Consider the following 14,833-nt stretch of genomic DNA (forward strand, 5'->3'; position numbering starts at 1 on the left):
CTAGCAGCGGGTCTTTTTGTGTTATTCAATGCTGTTGAGAACGTCCTCGATTTCTTTCTGGGATAATCCAGTAAAATGGATGGAAGTGGTTTTATTATCACAACCAGATACATAAGTGGTTTCTCCCTGAAGTGAATAGATATAGTATTCTGTACCATTTGCAGAGCGGAAGGTACCTGTAGTGTCTGCATCAAAAGAAGAGATGGCAGTAAAATCATATTCTGCATCGAAAGCACTTTGAGTAATCGAGATGCGGCGGTTATCTTTTCCGCTGAAAACTGTTCTTAAATGTTTCAGAGTATTGACATTGTTTTTCAGATGGTCTGCCTGATACTGTACTTCAGAGAAATCTTCTGGGAGATATTCTGGAGTAATTGGAGTAAAACCGGTTTTTTTCTGTGCCTCCTGTGCATCTGCAAAGTTTTTCGTTTCTATGTCAGTTTCTGTTATCGTAGAAGAGAGAATCTCGGTGTTTTCAGCCTTTTTTGTCTGGGCTATATTGGAAGAGTCAGAAATCATATCATTGAGGGTTTCTGTTGAGAGAGAGGTATTGGAAATAATATGGGTGACTTTGCCGTCATCGATAAAAAATTTGTTAGTAAAAATCCCACTGGCATACGCTCCAGCAGTACAAAGAATACAAGCTGCTGCAATACCTGCTGAAATAGAAAGTCTTTTTTTCATAATGTTTTTTCCTCCATAAATGTTTTGATATCTTGCATTATTGATGCTTTTTGTAATAAAGGTAGAAGCTTCCTCCTCCGAAAATCTTCCAAGACCATCGATTTTTTCTTTGATTTTGGATGTATCAAGGATTAATTTGATCTCATCAACGTTTCCGGATTTTGCCGCACGTTCCATTTTGATTTCTAAAAAATCCTTATTCATAATTGTAAGCCTCCTTTTCTAAATGAGGATAAGAAATATAGGTTTCTTTTGGGGGAGGGTTTTCCTCAAGGGAAAGTGTTTTGACCATTTTCTGGACTTTTCTGCGCAGGCGGACAGCCCGCATCCGCAGACCGGTCTGGGAAATCTTCCATTCCTGGCTCAAGGCGACAAAGCTTTTTTTCTCGATATAGTGGGAACGATAAAGCTTTTGTTCTTCCGGGGTGAGCCTGGATAAAACAACATCCACCCATTTTTGTTCATCAATAGATTGATCCTGCTGCAGGAGAAGTTCCTCTATCAAATCGGGACTCTGCTTTAAGCTGGACTGATTTGCCAGTTCCTCCTGATCAAGATACACGACCTGATTTTGTTCCCGGGAACATTTTCGGCGGGAGGATTTCAGACACAGCCGCGCAGTCTGAAATAAAAATCCGGCAGGATTTGGGTGCAAAATCAGTTTCTGCCGCTTTTGCCAGGCGACGATAAAGGTTTCCTGCAAAATATCCTGTGCCTGTTCCCGGTCTTTGGTCAGGACAAGCAGAAAGTTTCCAAGGTCGGCATAATTTTCTTCGCATAGCTTCTGAAAAAACGCATCGATATCCTCAAGATTTGTTTGTTTCATGTTGTGACCTCCTTTTTGGGAGATTCCGGGAAGGGACCCTTCTACCTTAATATGGCAGGAAAGGCAGGAGGGTAACATAAAAAAGATAAAAAGAAAGCCCCGAATTTTCGGGGCGTAAGAATTATTCAAAGGAATCAAAAGAATCTTCATCCGATGGATCTTCCAGTATCTCACCAAAGCGCATTCGGCGCTGTACCTTGATTTCTTCCACCTGACGGTGAATCATCTCTTTAACTTCCCGCGGATTTTTTATGTTCTTCAGTTCCAGAACAGGCGAGGTTTTATCGGAGCTTTGCAGCAGGATGCTGCCTACTCCAAAAATGCGCTGTCCCAGAGTGATCTTCATGCTAATGTCCCGCACACGGTAGAGCAGGATCTCCTCGAATTTTACGCTCAAGAGCCCCTTTTCACAGAAGATGCGGTCATCGGACATGGAATATTTTGTAAAGGTAATCGGCATTCCCAAAATTCGGGAACGGTCAGACCATTTCATGGTAATTTTATCTTTTGTGCTCATAAAGCAGATCTCCTTTCGGTCATACTATTAAGTTTATTCTAGCATGTGAAAGGCAAAAAGCAAGGTTGTTTCGCTTGCTGCAAAAAAATTTTCATCTCGTTTTCTTTTTGTTCAGGACCACAACAAAAAGAAAAGGACTAGCGTTTGCTCTTTTCCCGAATCTGCTCGCACAGGCGGCCTTCGCTCTCTGCAATCAGCTCCTCCATCTCCTTGTGTTTGAGGTCGATGTAGGTTTTCAGCTCCTCGGACTGCTCCTGCAAAAGCTCCTTCATTGGTTTTTCGCTCTGTTTCTCTGCCTGATGCATCATCGTAACTTCCTTTCTGCGTTTTATATTTTACAAATATCACAATTTGTAAGCTTATTATATCAGCCTCAAAGGGGGATGACAATGCAAAAAAGTTGGAAAAAGCCCCGCCTGTTTTTGGGACAGGCGGGGCAGAACAAACTAACGGGATTGATACCACAGAACAGCGCGATGCTCCAGATCTTTAACAAAAGCGTCCTTGCCGTCACAGTAGCTTTCAATGTCCTGAGGAAAGCGCAGGGCAAGCTGCTGTTTTAGTTTTCCATAGGCTTTGGCATCTTGTGGATGGCAGCGGAGAAAATCGCGGACAGCAAGGTGACGGATGATATCGTATTGGTTGGATTGTTCGAAAATATGGATTTGATGGGTTCGGTTGTCCCCACCTTTGCGAAAATATCGGCGTCCGGGAATTCCGAATTCCCCCATTACCTCATAGCCGAGTGCTTCAAACTGAGCGCTAAGGGGGTCGACTGCTTCAATATGAGCAACCACTGGCATGATGTCAATGATCGGTTTTGCAAAAAGTCCTGGGACCGAGGTGGAGCCGATATGATGAATGGCAATCAGCTCCTTTCCAAGAATTTGACGAATTGCCTGTGCTTCTTGTTCATATAGAGCAGGCCAATTTGGGTTATAAGCGGTGACAATAACATTCATCAAAATAACCTCCTCACAATTTTTATGACTATTTTGCAGTAAGCTCTGCGCCGGCATAAAGCGGAGCGGTAAGAAGATAACCTTCCGGAGGGACTGCAATAGCGATAGCCTGTACCTTGTATTCATGGCCGGTTTGCAGGTCGGCAAAAACATCCGTCAATCCACCAATTGAGTAGGTTTTGCCGGAACCATTGGTATGATCTTCCAGTTCACAAGTACTGTTGCAGGCAAGATAACTGCCGGTTTCTTTGTCTTGAAGGGTAATGATAATGACGGCGGAAGGGCATTGCTGGTAAGAAAAAAAGGTGGTCATATATTCAATCGAGGGATCATCTAAGGATGGAGCAGCCAAAAGATTAAAATTTAATACAGAAACGTCTTTCTGTGAAAAATTGTTTGGACTCTCATTTTCGTTGTAGAAATGTTGCGTGGAAGAAGAGAGCACCGATTGTTTTAGCTGTTCTTCTGTTTTTTTCATTTCTTCCTCAGTGGTATCAGCGGAATAAACTGGTGTACCAGCCTGAATATCAGGTTCCTCCCAGATGTCATCACTCAGCAGGTCAGCCTTTAACTGTTCCTGAATTTCGGATGGAATCACATAAAATCCTTCCTTGTCAAAATGCTCAAACAGTTCGCCCCAGGTTGTGTTCTCGTCTGCCGGATAGCCTTTTGCCGTAACCTCGGTATTAGATGAGCTGCATCCGGTAAGAGAAAGAGCCAACGTCACAGTAAGCAAAATGGATAACAAACGAACAAAACATTTTTTCATTGTCTTTTCCTCCCATAGTCAGATGGAATCGAAAATCGAATCCTTAAGACCAAGATACGCTTTTTTACTACCATTGTCAATAGAAGGAAAAAGTTTGTGGATGTGGGAAACGATTCAGTCCAGATTCGCGCACGCGGTGACCAAAGACGCCGTCTTTGAAATCTGCAAACTTTTGTGTACGAAAAGTCAGTTGAAAACTTGTTTTCAAGTACAAAAAAACTTCTGTTTTACTCCAGTGCGATACAGTGTCCAGCTTCAAGCTGGGTTATAAAAGGGAAAAATCCTTGACGTTCTGGCGATCGATGAGAGCGGCAAGCTCCTTTTCCAGCATGACACCGTAACGGGTGTCGGATGAATAACTGAAGGTGGTTTTGATACACCGCTCGACAAAGTAGGTCGCCCTGCCCATTGCCATCGGCAGACTGTCGCCGGTCAGAAATCCGCCGGTCAGTACACTGGCAAACAGGTCTCCTGTACCTGGATAGGAGACCGGGACATAGTCGCAGTCGATGCACCAGAAGGAGTTGTTCTTGCGGTCATAGCCGATGTTGGCAAGTTTTCCGGATGCCATCGGAACGCCAGTGATTACCACATCGTTTGGCCCCAGTTCGCTTAAACGAGCAAGCAGGCTCCTTGCATCCGAGCGGGACAATCCTTCAGTATGGTAGGGGATTTTCAGCAGCATGCACGCTTCGGTGAGGTTTGGGGTGATAACATCTGCTACCCGTACCAGCTCGGTCAGGCGAGCCCTCATCTGCGGCGTGATGGTGCGGTAAGGACGTCCGTGGTCGCCCATAACAGGGTCCACTACAGCAAGTGCATCCGGGTAAGCGGAAAATATTTTTAAGCAGTGGTCGATCTGTTCCTCCGAACTTAAAAAACCACTGTACACACATTCAAATTCCAGCCCCAGCTTTTGGTAATGTGTAAGGCACGGAAGGGTGAAATCGGACAGGTCACGGCGCTGGACCTCACCTAGTCCGCCGGTATGGGTGGAAAACACAGCGGTTGGGATTGGGCAGACCTGCACGCCCATAACTGATAAGGTTGGCAGGATCACAGATAAAGAGCATCGCCCAAATCCGGAAAGGTCGTGGATGGCGGCAACTCGTTTGGGACGATCTGGCATAAAAAACACCTCCAGAAAAGAATAATTCTATTATAGCATACTGTTTTGGGAAAGGGGGAGAATTGGAAGTAATGCTAAATTTTTAACATGCAATTTTACAAACTCACCAAAAACAAATTCACCGGGCGCGGCGGCTTTATGCAATACAAGGGAAATTCAAAAAACGCTGGAAACTGCGCAATTTTCGAGATATAATGAGAAAAGAAATTTTGATATCAGATGTCTTTTCAGAAGAAATGAAGCGAACAAAACCGGATTTTGACAGGTCGTCATATCCGGTGTTTTTTAGAAGGAGAGTTTTCAGTGATTCGAAACGATTTAAGAAACATCGCAATCATCGCGCACGTAGACCATGGTAAGACCACCCTGGTTGACCAGATGCTCAAACAGAGCGGTACCTTCCGTGACAACCAGTCTGTTCAGGACCGTGTCATGGATAACGGTGACCTTGAACGTGAAAGAGGTATCACCATCCTTGCAAAGAATACTGCAATCAACTATAAAGGCACAAAGATCAACATCATTGACACCCCAGGACATGCAGACTTCGGCGGCGAGGTTGAGCGTATCCTCAAGATGGTAGACGGTGTTATCCTGCTGGTTGACTCTTTCGAAGGTCCAATGCCTCAGACCCGTTTTGTACTGTCCAAAGCACTTTCTCTGGGTCACAAGGTTATCATCGTAGTAAACAAGACTGACCGTCCGGATGCAAGAAACGAAGAAGTAACCGAGGAAGTTTATGACCTTCTGTTTGATCTGGATGCAAACGAAGAACAGCTCGAAAGCAAAATTCTGTACTGCTCCGGTAAAGAAGGAACCGCTTCCCGTGAGCCAGGTGTTAAAGGCGAAAATCTGGATGTCCTGTTTGACACCATCCTGGAAGAAATTCCAGCACCAGAAGGTGATCCGGAAGGCCCTGCACAGATGCTGATTTCCTCCATCGACTACAACGACTTTGTCGGCAGAATCGGTATCGGCAGAATTACAAGAGGTACTCTGAAAGTAAACGATCCAGTTATCGTATGCGATTACCACAATCCAGACGTTTCCTATCGTTCCAAGATTGTAACCCTCTATCAGATCGAGGGTCTGCAGAGAGTTCAGGCTCAGAGCGCAACAGTCGGCGATATCGTTTGTATCTCCGGTATTGAAAACCTGAGCATCGGTGAAACCATCTGTTCTCCAGACACACCAGAACCACTGGAATTTGTAAAGATTTCCGCTCCAACTGTTGAGATGACCTTCTCGGTTAACAACAGCCCATTTGCAGGTAAAGAAGGTAAGTTCCTGACCTCCCGTCATCTGCGTGACCGTCTGTTTAAAGAGACCCTCAAGGACGTTTCCCTGCATGTTTATGAGACCGAATCCACAGAATCTTTCCGCGTAGCAGGTCGTGGCGAAATGCATCTGTCCATCCTGATTGAGACTATGCGCCGTGAAGGTTATGAGTTCCAGGTCAGCACCCCACAGGTACTGTTCCAGCAGCAGGACGGCAAAACACTGGAACCAATGGAACAGCTGGTAGTGGATGTTCCGGATTTTGCAACCGGTTCTGTTATGGAAAAGATGGGTATCCGCAAAGGTACACTGGTTTCCATGAACCCATTTAACGGAAGAACCAAGCTGGAATTCATCGTTCCTGCAAGAGGTCTGTTCGGCTACCGCAACGAATTTTTGACCGATACCAAGGGCGAAGGTATCATGAGCTCGGTATTCTATGGCTACGAACCATTTAAAGGTGATATTCCAAAACGCGCAACCGGTTCTCTGATCGCATTTGAAACCGGTACAGCTGTTACCTACGGTCTGTACAACGCACAGGAAAGAGGTACCCTCTTTATTGGTGCTGGTGTTGAGGTTTACGAAGGTATGATCGTTGGACAGTCTCCAAAAGATGAGGATATCGTTGTTAACGTCTGCAAGAAGAAACATATGACCAACACCCGTGCATCGGGAAGCGACGATGCACTGCGCCTGATTCCGCCTAAGGTTATGAGCTTGGAACAGGCAATCGAGTTCATCACCGATGATGAGCTGATCGAAGTAACACCAAAGAGCATCCGTATGAGAAAACGTATTCTGGATAAATCTGAGCGTATGAAAGCTTGGAGCAAGAACAGAGGTTAATTTATCGTCCGAGGTGCGATGAAAAACCCTCCTCGATTTCGAGGAGGGTTTTTGTGTATGCGGGAGGGAATCTGTATGGAAAAAATCACAGTCTGGACCAAACAGCACAAAGCAGTGCTGGAAACCTTGGAACGGGAAGGTCGATATGTGGCAAAGCGCCAGTTTGTAGAGTATGAAAACGAAGATTGCGCGCCGTTGGTTCTGGAAGTTTATGATTGGCTGGTAAAAAACGCTCCAAATGCTTCCCAAAAGCCGCAGGATGCGGATTATCCGGTATGGGTATCCTTTTCCCGGGAGGGAACTTATCTGCCGCAGGAACACAGTGTAATGCTGGAGCTGAGTCTTGATCCCAAGCTGATTACCCCGATTCATGTAGCAAAGTGGGGCATGATCTTAAACTATTCCTACATTCCAAAAGATATTGAGGACGCTAAACGACACCAGAAGCTTTTGCAGGATTATCACACCAGCGATACCCAGGCATATATGTCCCGGTTTTATCCGGAAATCAAGCGGGAGATTATCACAAGCTGGGATAGATTGTTTGATGACAACATCGAAGTAAACAGCAACCAGAAATATGGAACGATATGGGAGATCAGAAAAGAATGGATAACCAACGTGATCAGATAATTCTCTATTCTCCGCAGAGCGATGCGGTGATTGACGCAATCCAAAAGGATGGTGTCTGCTATTCCAAGCCAGAATATATTCGGGCAAAATATGGGGAAAGCGCACCGATCTTCCTTACTGCATACCAGTGGTTTGTACAGCAGGCAGAGAAACTTGTGAAAAAGCCGGAAGGGGCACAGTTTCCCTACTGGGCAGTAGCCCAGCGCAGTGCGGTGGATGTGACCGGTGGTGGAACGGTGCTAACCTTACGTGTACCGATTGAGCAGGCAGTATATTTTGACCTGTATGACTGGAACAAAATTTTGCAGCTTCGATTTTTGACCGATGATCCCAAAGAAGAACGAAAATTTGTACAGGAGCTCTCGCTTCGTGGCCTTGATTGCTATAAGGTCATGATGTCCGATTTTTATCCAGAGGAGAAACAGAAGATTTTGAAAAGCTGGGAGAGACTGTTTTTGCACCATGACCGCATCAAGCAGGGAGATGATTCCGGAGTTGGAATTGTTCAGGCTGGACTGTGGTGCATCCGAAAAGAGTGGATTGCTTTGGAATAAAGTAAAAACACCTGTCAATTACTGACAGGTGTTTTTCTTCTGAGGTGTGTTTTTTGAGGAGGGTAGAGCAAATACCCAACGAACGATGCGGCTTCGTTCCTCTTGTTGAGTACATTCTTATTATACACGCAGCAAAAAAATGTTTGTTAAGCCGCTGTAAATTACCTTTGAAAAAACATGGCTTAAAATGTTAAAAGCAAAATTCGACTTCAAATCGCCCGAAAATAGCAAAAATATCGACAAAAGAAAAATTCCTGCTTTCTGCTTTTAAAAACACGATACTATAATCGGTTTAAAATATTGGAATTCTTGGAAGAGGATTGCGATATGAGTGTTCATTAATTTTGCTGTACCGAGTAAGATATCCCCAAATATAAAATAAAAACAGGTTCCAAAACGGAACCTGTTTTTGTTTTATCCTATTTGAGTACCTGTTTAAAGACGCGGTAGAAGTTTTTGTAAGCGACCTTGTCACAGTCTTCCTGGCTGTATCCACGTTTTTTCATCTCAAGAATCAGGTTGTACGCTTCTGCCTCATTGGAAACGCCGTCTGCGCTTGGAGAGTCCAGATTGGAGCTGAACGAACCGAGTGCTTCACCGCCCAGATAGTCGTCGAAGTCATAGCCCAGACCGATATGGTCGATACCAATAAGGTTTGCGATATAGTCCAGATGGTCACACAGCTTCTGAACATTCTGTTCTTCGCGCTTTTCGCTGACAAACTCACGCAGGCTGTTCATGCCAACCAAACCGCCGGTTTTTGCAATTTCCTTTAACATATCATCGGTCAGGTTGCGTTTTGCCGGACAAACGGTACGGGAGTTGGAATGAGAAGCGATGACAGGAGTGGTTGCAATGCTCATCAAATCCCAAAAAGATTTGTCGTTGAGGTGGGAGACATCCAGAACCATGCCCAGTTTTTCCATTCGTTTGACAGCCAGTTTTCCAGCTTCGGTCAGGCCTCTGGAAGGGTCCTGTGGACAGCCGGTAGCCAGCGCATTTAGCTCATTCCAGGTCAGCATTGCATGACGTGCGCCGACTTCATTGTAGAAGTAATCGATCATGTCGATGTCTTCCCCAATCTGGCTCAAGCCTTCGATACCGGTGACAACATTGATTTTGCCGGCTTTGGTTCCTTTTTCAAAGTCCTCAAACTTGGTGACAAAGTTTAACAGGTCGGCAGAATCGATCATCTCTTCCTTGATGCTCTGAACAATTTGTTTGGAGCGAGCAGCAGGGTCTTTGTCGTATGGAGGGTCGATCCAGATAACGAAAATACCGCCGGTTACCTTGCCAGCCTGGAATTTTTTCAGATGATATTTACGGAAAATATCGGTTTCATGATTGTCAACTCGTTTACAGGTGACGTCGGTCCAGACGTCGCCGTGTCCATCAAAAAGCATGGGAAATCCTCCTTAAAAAATAAAGTCCAGATATAACAATACATCGAAATTGTGACAAAAACAAGAACAGGAGGAAAGAGCATGCTCCTTCCTCCCAAAAAACTATCGTAACAGATTGCCGACCAGAACACCATAATAGTTGCCCAGGACATAGCCGAGAGTACCGATCAGAAGAACAGGACCGATCAGTTTGTTCCAGCCTTTGGAGATTGCCATTGCAGCAGCGGTAGTAGGACCACCGATGTTTGCGTTGGAAGCAAGGATGATTTCTTCCAGACTGAAGTGGAAGATCTTACCAAAGATCAGGGTGATCAGCATGTTGCATGCAACGATAATCAGGGCGTATACCAGCAGCAGAGGAGCCTGTGTCAGGATGCTCATGATGGAAGCAGGTGCGCCGATAACTGCAAAGAAGATGTAGATTAAGAAGGTACCAATCTCGTTTGCGCCAGGAGCATCGTTGAATGTCTTCGGCAAAGCGGTTGCACAGATCATGGTGACTGTGGTCATAATCAGATATTTGTTGCCAAGCAGCTGATTAAGAATGAAGGTAGCGCCTTCAGCTGGGAACAATGATGCAAAGAAGTTTGCGATTGCGGTGGAGATTGCAACGATGATGGTGGAAGCTGCAAAACAGAAAGCAATGTTCTGAAGGGAAATTGGTTTTGCTTTCCAGTAGCTTTCTGCGCTCTGGCCCATACCGGCTTCTACTTCATCAACCAGAGGGTGGCTGTAGTGTTTGCGGAAGAAGTTGATGGAAGGCATTGCAATCAAAACAAAGAAGTACAGAGCCATTAGCAGGTTATCGGCAACGACTGCCTGCGAGCTCAATTCACCAGAAGCACCGAAGGTGTCTGCCATAGCTGCAAAGTTTACCGAGCCGCCAACATAGGTACCGGAGAACATAGCTGCAACCTTATTAAGATCCGGAACAAAATTTTGGAGTGCGAAAAATCCGGCAAAAGCACCCAATACGGTACCGACAGAGCTGATCAGATAGATGATCAACAGCTTGCCGCTCTCTTTTCCGATTTTCTTGATGTTGCACTGGAACAGAAGAAGAGGGATTGCCAGAGGAACAACATAGTCCCATACACTGTCATAAACCGGGGAAGCAGTTGGAATGATTCCAATGTTGGAAAGAATCATCATACCAAGCAGGGCAAGAACACATCCGGTTACTTTGGATGCCCATTTGTAGCGTTGCTCCAGCCAGATGGCAAGGGCAGCATCGCCGACCAAAATAGCCCATAATACCCAGGTATTATCAGCGCTGATTAAAGATCCCATAAAAACACTCTCCCTTAAAACTTTTTAGGGTAATCAGTACCCAACCGTATTCTATCATATTTTTATTCTTTTGTCCGGCATCTCATGCTTTTTTGGAAGGGTAGGATATCAGTTCACAGAAGTGAAATTGATAAGAAAATGACAAAAAACAGAGATAAAAGGAACACCGTTTATCCAAAGAAACAAAACAAATCACTTTTTGGTCACAAAAGTATCACAAAGATCTGTTAAAGAGAAAATAATTTGTAAAAATGACTAAAAGTCATTTGAGAAAGCAGGTCAAAGAAAATGTGTAATTTTTGTGAAAAAGACAAACGAAAATGAAGACTAATGTCAAAAAATGCTCACCCATTCGGGTGAGCATTTGAAAGAAAATCTGTGGTTATGCGCTGACAATATCTCCTGATTCCACAGACCATGTCTGACCCTGATATTCTATGGTATTGACAGGATAGGTGGTAAAGTTGGTATAAGCAGTTCGGAAACGAATGGTGTAATCTGCTTTATTGCTGCCATCCCATTCATCCTGAATGCGGATCAGCACGCTGTCTTTGTCCTGCCAGTTTGGAATATTTTTTCTGTCATCCAGCAAGGTGTCAAGATCACCCGGCGTTACCGTGATGGAATATCCCTGTTTATCCAGTTTAGACTGGATAACGTCACAAACATAGGGATGGAAGTTGCGGGTGAGCGGAGAGCTCTGAAAGTCCAGAAAGATGGACTTACAATCTTGGAAGTTAGGCTGGGAGTTTTGAATTAATTGAAGAACCATCTGAGAATATGCATTTGCATAATGGTTGACCTCAGAAAGATTCAGAGCTTTTTCAAAAGCAGCTTTGGTTTCCTTTCCATCATTTAACTGATACTGTGCGCCGTAGCTTACTGTGTCATTTTGGATTAACAGCAGGCTGTCAGTCATCTGAATGGTGTAATCAGAGGTATCGTGGATAAAGAAGGTAAGCGCATTCTTTAAGGATTTGTTTTTGTCCACCTTCTGAAAACTGTCTTTTTTAACGGTAATGTCCGGAATCAGCTTTTGAACCAGACCGGTACGGGCAACATCTGCATTGGACGGCTTATCAGAAGTTTTGCTGTCCAGAGAAACGACCATCTGGGTGGAATCAATCAGCTTATACAGCCAGCTTGGATGTTGCGGAAGATTCTTTAAAGTTGATTCCAGCAGTGGCAAGAAACTTCCACCTTCTTTTTGGGTAAAATTATAGTGCTTATACATGGTGTTTGGTGAAGGATCATCCTCCAGGAAAACATAGGCACCATTCACGGCAGGTTCTACACGCAGTCGGGTGAATTCATCCGCGAAGGAAAAATAAATATTAGGGTCTTGCCGTCCTTTGAGAACTTCCTTCCAAGTGGTGGACATGTTCTGATAGGATTCGTACAGAGCATTTGCATCCGAATTTTTCAGATCACCAGTGTAGGTATAGGTATGAGCAGCTTTGTCGATGCGCCGGATTTCCGGATGATCTGAAAGGAAGGTGAAAGCGCTTTGCTCGTCCTTGGAAGCAATCTGATCCAGTAGACTGCGCAGCTGAGAAATGTCATGGGACTGATAAGGGACATCATCAAAATTGTGCATGACTTTGTCTGTCACGGAAATCAGATATTCCGGAGAGCTGGAAAGGTTGAGCAGATCCCATGTAAAAATAGAATCCCCCTGGTGCAGCTCAAGAGAGTAGCGGATCTCATAATCCGAAACCTCATATCCGGTGACACCAGTATGTTTAGTCATGCGGACAGCATTGGTTGCGAGCAAAGCATTGCAAATCTGCTGAATGGTGTCCTGATCATCAATGTGGTAGACTCTTCTGTTGACCGGGACAGCTTCATCCTGATAAGCGCCGCGCTCGAAGGAAAACAGGCGAACGAAGGAAATATCCTTCGCCTTGGGACAGGATATGGAAAGAGAGGTATTGGAAGGCAAAACCGGAGAATCTGCCTGCTCCAGCATCTTTTTGCCTTCATCTGTCATGGAAGCGGGGGTAAGCCCGACAATGCGCGAAACACCCATGACCGGCTCATCCGGGTCCGGCGGAATATAGGTGTAGGCATGGCCAGACAAAGAAGCACCAAAAAGAAGTGTCAGACACAGCAGAAGACAACAGAGCCTTTGATACACTTTTCTTACGTTCTTTTTCATAATATCCCTCCTTAAAGATAATCAAACGGTATTTAAGCCATGGCAACAACTTCGGAAGGAGTGATCTGCCAGCTGCCATTTTGGAAGACAGCCTGATTTTCCGGATAGTAGACAGCAGCAAGATTGCCCACCGTTGCGCCAATGATATAGGACACGCTGGTATTACTGTTCCACTTGTCGTCGATTTCAACCAATACCCCGTTTTGATATCCACCGACATCTTCGTCCCAGACACCCCGTTCAATCAGCTGATCAAAATCTCCCGCATAAACGGTGAAGGAATAGCCTTTTTTTGCAAGATTCTGCTGAATCTGTTTGCATACATTGTCGCGAAGAGAGCTGTTTTCCGGGAAGTTTTGTAGATCAATGGTCATCTCAGTACGATCTTCAAAATAAAAGCCATCGTCTTTTATCAGCTGTAAAATCATTTGAGTGTAGGCATCCGCGTACTGTTTTTCATCCAAAGGATTCAGTGCTTTTTCAAAAGCCGCTTTTGTCTGTTTGCCATTTTCCAACTGGTACAGTGCACCGTAGCTTACCGAATCGTTGTGAATCAGCAGCTGGGTATCGGTCATGCTGATTGTATAGTCTGAGGTAGAGAGGATACTGAAGGTCAGGGCGTCAGAAAGCGTGTAATCCTTTTTTACCCGCTGGAAGCTGCCGGATTTTACCACAATATCATGGAGTAACGGTTTAATAAAGCGAGTACGGGAGGTGTCGGAAACAGTGGCTGGATTTTTAATGCCGGTTGGTTTATAGTAGACAACCTGCATTGGTGCAGAATCAACCAGTTTATACAACCAGCTTGGATGCTGTGGGAGAGTAGAGAGTGCTTTTTCTGTACTGTTTAAAAAGGAATTTCTACCAGACTGTATGCTTTCTTGTATCGAGTTGATAGAGTTCCCTTCCAGAGTGAGCACGATACCATTTTGAGCTTGATTCATTACAATTCTGCCTTTGCCGCTGGAAAAAGCAAGATATTGATTTGGTTGAGTTAGTTCACCAGCATCTTTTAATGAAATGGGGGTATATGACCAAGTCTGATATTCTTTATAAAGATTGTCACGTTGTTCTTTGGATAGGTCATCGGTGGTGGTATAAACATGGGCGGTTTTATCTACTCGATAGATGCAGGGCTCTTCATCCAGTACAAAGAAAAGATCATGATTGGATTGATTTGATAATTTTTCTAAAATAGAAATAACACTGGAAATTTTTGAGCTTGTAAATGGTAAGTCTGTGTAATTGCCAATCTTTTTATCCTGCACACGTAGCAAATAATTCTCTACTCCCACTAGGCTGTTCCAGATTTGTGTGCTTTTATTGGAGTGAAGTTCCAAGGAAAATTCTGTTTTGTAATCAGAAATATCGTAGCCTGTGATATCAGGGCGAGAAGTGGTGCACTCTGCGTTTGTTTTACTCAGAGTCTGACAAATTTGCTCGATGGTCTGTGAATCCTCGATCAGGAAAACCTGGCCGGAAGCATTTCCTTTGTAGTTGGTGCCGTTGGGATAATGATACAGAAGGATATAGTCTACATTTTCAGCCGAAGGACAGTCCATTGGATAGATAGCAGCAATAGCTGGAATCAATGTTTCCCCATCCTTGGTGTAGAAATCTTTAATGGCGTTTTCTCCCTTTAGGTTGACATGATCAGGAATAGCACTCTGCTGTGAAACAGCAGAAGTATTAGCAGCAGAAAGAGAAAATCCTTTTGTAAAGCAAGTAGTCAGAAGTACAGCACAGAATAAAATACTTAAAAATTTTTTCATAAAAGTTCT

Annotated in this window: 14 protein-coding genes; 3 read left to right on the plus strand and 11 right to left on the minus strand. The window is 44.4% G+C overall.

Features of this window, described 5'->3' with window-relative positions:
* Positions 1 to 21 precede the first annotated feature (21 nt).
* From BQ5375_RS00290 to BQ5375_RS00315, 7 genes are all read right to left on the minus strand, one after another.
* The gene (locus BQ5375_RS00290) at positions 22 to 888 is read right to left on the minus strand and encodes a hypothetical protein (protein ID WP_022131603.1); all 867 of its coding nucleotides are present in this window, start codon (positions 886 to 888) and stop codon (positions 22 to 24) included.
* A complete protein-coding gene (locus BQ5375_RS00295) occupies positions 881 to 1,510 on the minus strand; it encodes an RNA polymerase sigma factor (RefSeq protein WP_022131604.1) in 630 nt (209 codons plus the stop codon). The genes BQ5375_RS00290 and BQ5375_RS00295 overlap by 8 nt, the downstream gene beginning before the upstream one ends.
* 121 nt (positions 1,511 to 1,631) lie before the next feature.
* The gene (locus tag BQ5375_RS00300) at positions 1,632 to 2,027 is read right to left on the minus strand and encodes a PH domain-containing protein (RefSeq protein ID WP_022131605.1); all 396 of its coding nucleotides are present in this window, start codon (positions 2,025 to 2,027) and stop codon (positions 1,632 to 1,634) included.
* 137 nt (positions 2,028 to 2,164) lie between these two features.
* Positions 2,165 to 2,335, minus strand: coding sequence for a hypothetical protein (locus BQ5375_RS14280; RefSeq protein WP_022131606.1), 171 nt, complete (start codon positions 2,333 to 2,335; stop codon positions 2,165 to 2,167).
* 138 nt (positions 2,336 to 2,473) lie between these two features.
* A complete protein-coding gene (locus tag BQ5375_RS00305; protein ID WP_022133140.1) occupies positions 2,474 to 2,989 on the minus strand; it encodes a GrpB family protein in 516 nt (171 codons plus the stop codon).
* A gap of 28 nt (positions 2,990 to 3,017) precedes the next feature.
* Positions 3,018 to 3,758 (minus strand): hypothetical protein, encoded by a 741-nt coding sequence (locus BQ5375_RS00310; protein WP_076917218.1) that lies wholly within the window; start codon positions 3,756 to 3,758, stop codon positions 3,018 to 3,020.
* A 265-nt stretch (positions 3,759 to 4,023) separates the two neighbouring features.
* Positions 4,024 to 4,887 carry a pyridoxamine kinase gene (locus BQ5375_RS00315; protein WP_022131532.1) on the minus strand — a complete coding sequence of 288 codons (864 nt, stop codon included), beginning with the start codon at positions 4,885 to 4,887 and terminating at the stop codon, positions 4,024 to 4,026.
* 303 nt (positions 4,888 to 5,190) lie between these two features.
* Here BQ5375_RS00315 and typA point away from each other — a divergent pair, with 303 nt between their 5' ends.
* The 3 genes from typA to BQ5375_RS00330 all read left to right on the plus strand — a co-directional run bounded on the left by typA (position 5,191) and on the right by BQ5375_RS00330 (position 8,201).
* Complete coding sequence (gene typA, locus BQ5375_RS00320; RefSeq protein WP_022131531.1) at positions 5,191 to 7,014, plus strand: translational GTPase TypA; 1,824 nt, start codon at positions 5,191 to 5,193, stop codon at positions 7,012 to 7,014.
* Between the two features lie 75 nt (positions 7,015 to 7,089).
* A complete protein-coding gene (locus tag BQ5375_RS00325) occupies positions 7,090 to 7,647 on the plus strand; it encodes a DUF3841 domain-containing protein (protein ID WP_076917313.1) in 558 nt (185 codons plus the stop codon).
* Positions 7,623 to 8,201: a DUF3841 domain-containing protein gene (locus BQ5375_RS00330; RefSeq protein ID WP_076917220.1), complete on the plus strand. Its 579-nt coding sequence runs from the start codon at positions 7,623 to 7,625 to the stop codon at positions 8,199 to 8,201. Before BQ5375_RS00325 ends, BQ5375_RS00330 begins: the two co-directional genes overlap by 25 nt.
* A 419-nt stretch (positions 8,202 to 8,620) precedes the next feature.
* Here the strand turns inward: BQ5375_RS00330 and BQ5375_RS00335 are convergent, their stop codons facing one another.
* From BQ5375_RS00335 to BQ5375_RS00350, 4 genes are all read right to left on the minus strand, one after another.
* Positions 8,621 to 9,604 carry a dipeptidase gene (locus BQ5375_RS00335; RefSeq protein WP_022131528.1) on the minus strand — a complete coding sequence of 328 codons (984 nt, stop codon included), beginning with the start codon at positions 9,602 to 9,604 and terminating at the stop codon, positions 8,621 to 8,623.
* Positions 9,605 to 9,706: 102 nt separating this feature from the next.
* Positions 9,707 to 10,894, minus strand: a complete 1,188-nt coding sequence (locus BQ5375_RS00340) for a DUF819 family protein (RefSeq protein ID WP_022131527.1) — start codon at positions 10,892 to 10,894, stop codon at positions 9,707 to 9,709.
* Between the two features lie 382 nt (positions 10,895 to 11,276).
* Complete coding sequence (locus BQ5375_RS00345; RefSeq protein WP_022131526.1) at positions 11,277 to 13,052, minus strand: hypothetical protein; 1,776 nt, start codon at positions 13,050 to 13,052, stop codon at positions 11,277 to 11,279.
* A 32-nt stretch (positions 13,053 to 13,084) separates the two neighbouring features.
* Entirely contained in the window at positions 13,085 to 14,824 is a 1,740-nt protein-coding gene (locus tag BQ5375_RS00350) for a hypothetical protein (RefSeq protein ID WP_022131525.1), read from the minus strand.
* Between the last annotated feature and the right edge of the window lie 9 nt (positions 14,825 to 14,833).

The sequence above is a fragment of the Negativibacillus massiliensis genome (assembly GCF_900148495.1).
GTDB classification, from domain to species: Bacteria; Bacillota; Clostridia; order Oscillospirales; family Ruminococcaceae; genus Negativibacillus; species Negativibacillus massiliensis.

Coding starts and splice junctions, on each gene's coding strand:
- BQ5375_RS00305 (WP_022133140.1), bottom strand. CDS start 2,989: ATGAATGTTATTGTCACCGCTTATAACCCAAATTGGCCTGCTCTATAT.
- BQ5375_RS00335 (WP_022131528.1), bottom strand. CDS start 9,604: ATGCTTTTTGATGGACACGGCGACGTCTGGACCGACGTCACCTGTAAA.
- BQ5375_RS00350 (WP_022131525.1), bottom strand. CDS start 14,824: ATGAAAAAATTTTTAAGTATTTTATTCTGTGCTGTACTTCTGACTACT.
- BQ5375_RS00315 (WP_022131532.1), bottom strand. CDS start 4,887: ATGCCAGATCGTCCCAAACGAGTTGCCGCCATCCACGACCTTTCCGGA.
- BQ5375_RS00300 (WP_022131605.1), bottom strand. CDS start 2,027: ATGAGCACAAAAGATAAAATTACCATGAAATGGTCTGACCGTTCCCGA.
- BQ5375_RS00310 (WP_076917218.1), bottom strand. CDS start 3,758: ATGAAAAAATGTTTTGTTCGTTTGTTATCCATTTTGCTTACTGTGACG.
- BQ5375_RS00340 (WP_022131527.1), bottom strand. CDS start 10,894: ATGGGATCTTTAATCAGCGCTGATAATACCTGGGTATTATGGGCTATT.
- BQ5375_RS00295 (WP_022131604.1), bottom strand. CDS start 1,510: ATGAAACAAACAAATCTTGAGGATATCGATGCGTTTTTTCAGAAGCTA.
- BQ5375_RS14280 (WP_022131606.1), bottom strand. CDS start 2,335: ATGATGCATCAGGCAGAGAAACAGAGCGAAAAACCAATGAAGGAGCTT.
- BQ5375_RS00345 (WP_022131526.1), bottom strand. CDS start 13,052: ATGAAAAAGAACGTAAGAAAAGTGTATCAAAGGCTCTGTTGTCTTCTG.
- BQ5375_RS00330 (WP_076917220.1), top strand. CDS start 7,623: ATGGATAACCAACGTGATCAGATAATTCTCTATTCTCCGCAGAGCGAT.
- BQ5375_RS00290 (WP_022131603.1), bottom strand. CDS start 888: ATGAATAAGGATTTTTTAGAAATCAAAATGGAACGTGCGGCAAAATCC.
- BQ5375_RS00325 (WP_076917313.1), top strand. CDS start 7,090: ATGGAAAAAATCACAGTCTGGACCAAACAGCACAAAGCAGTGCTGGAA.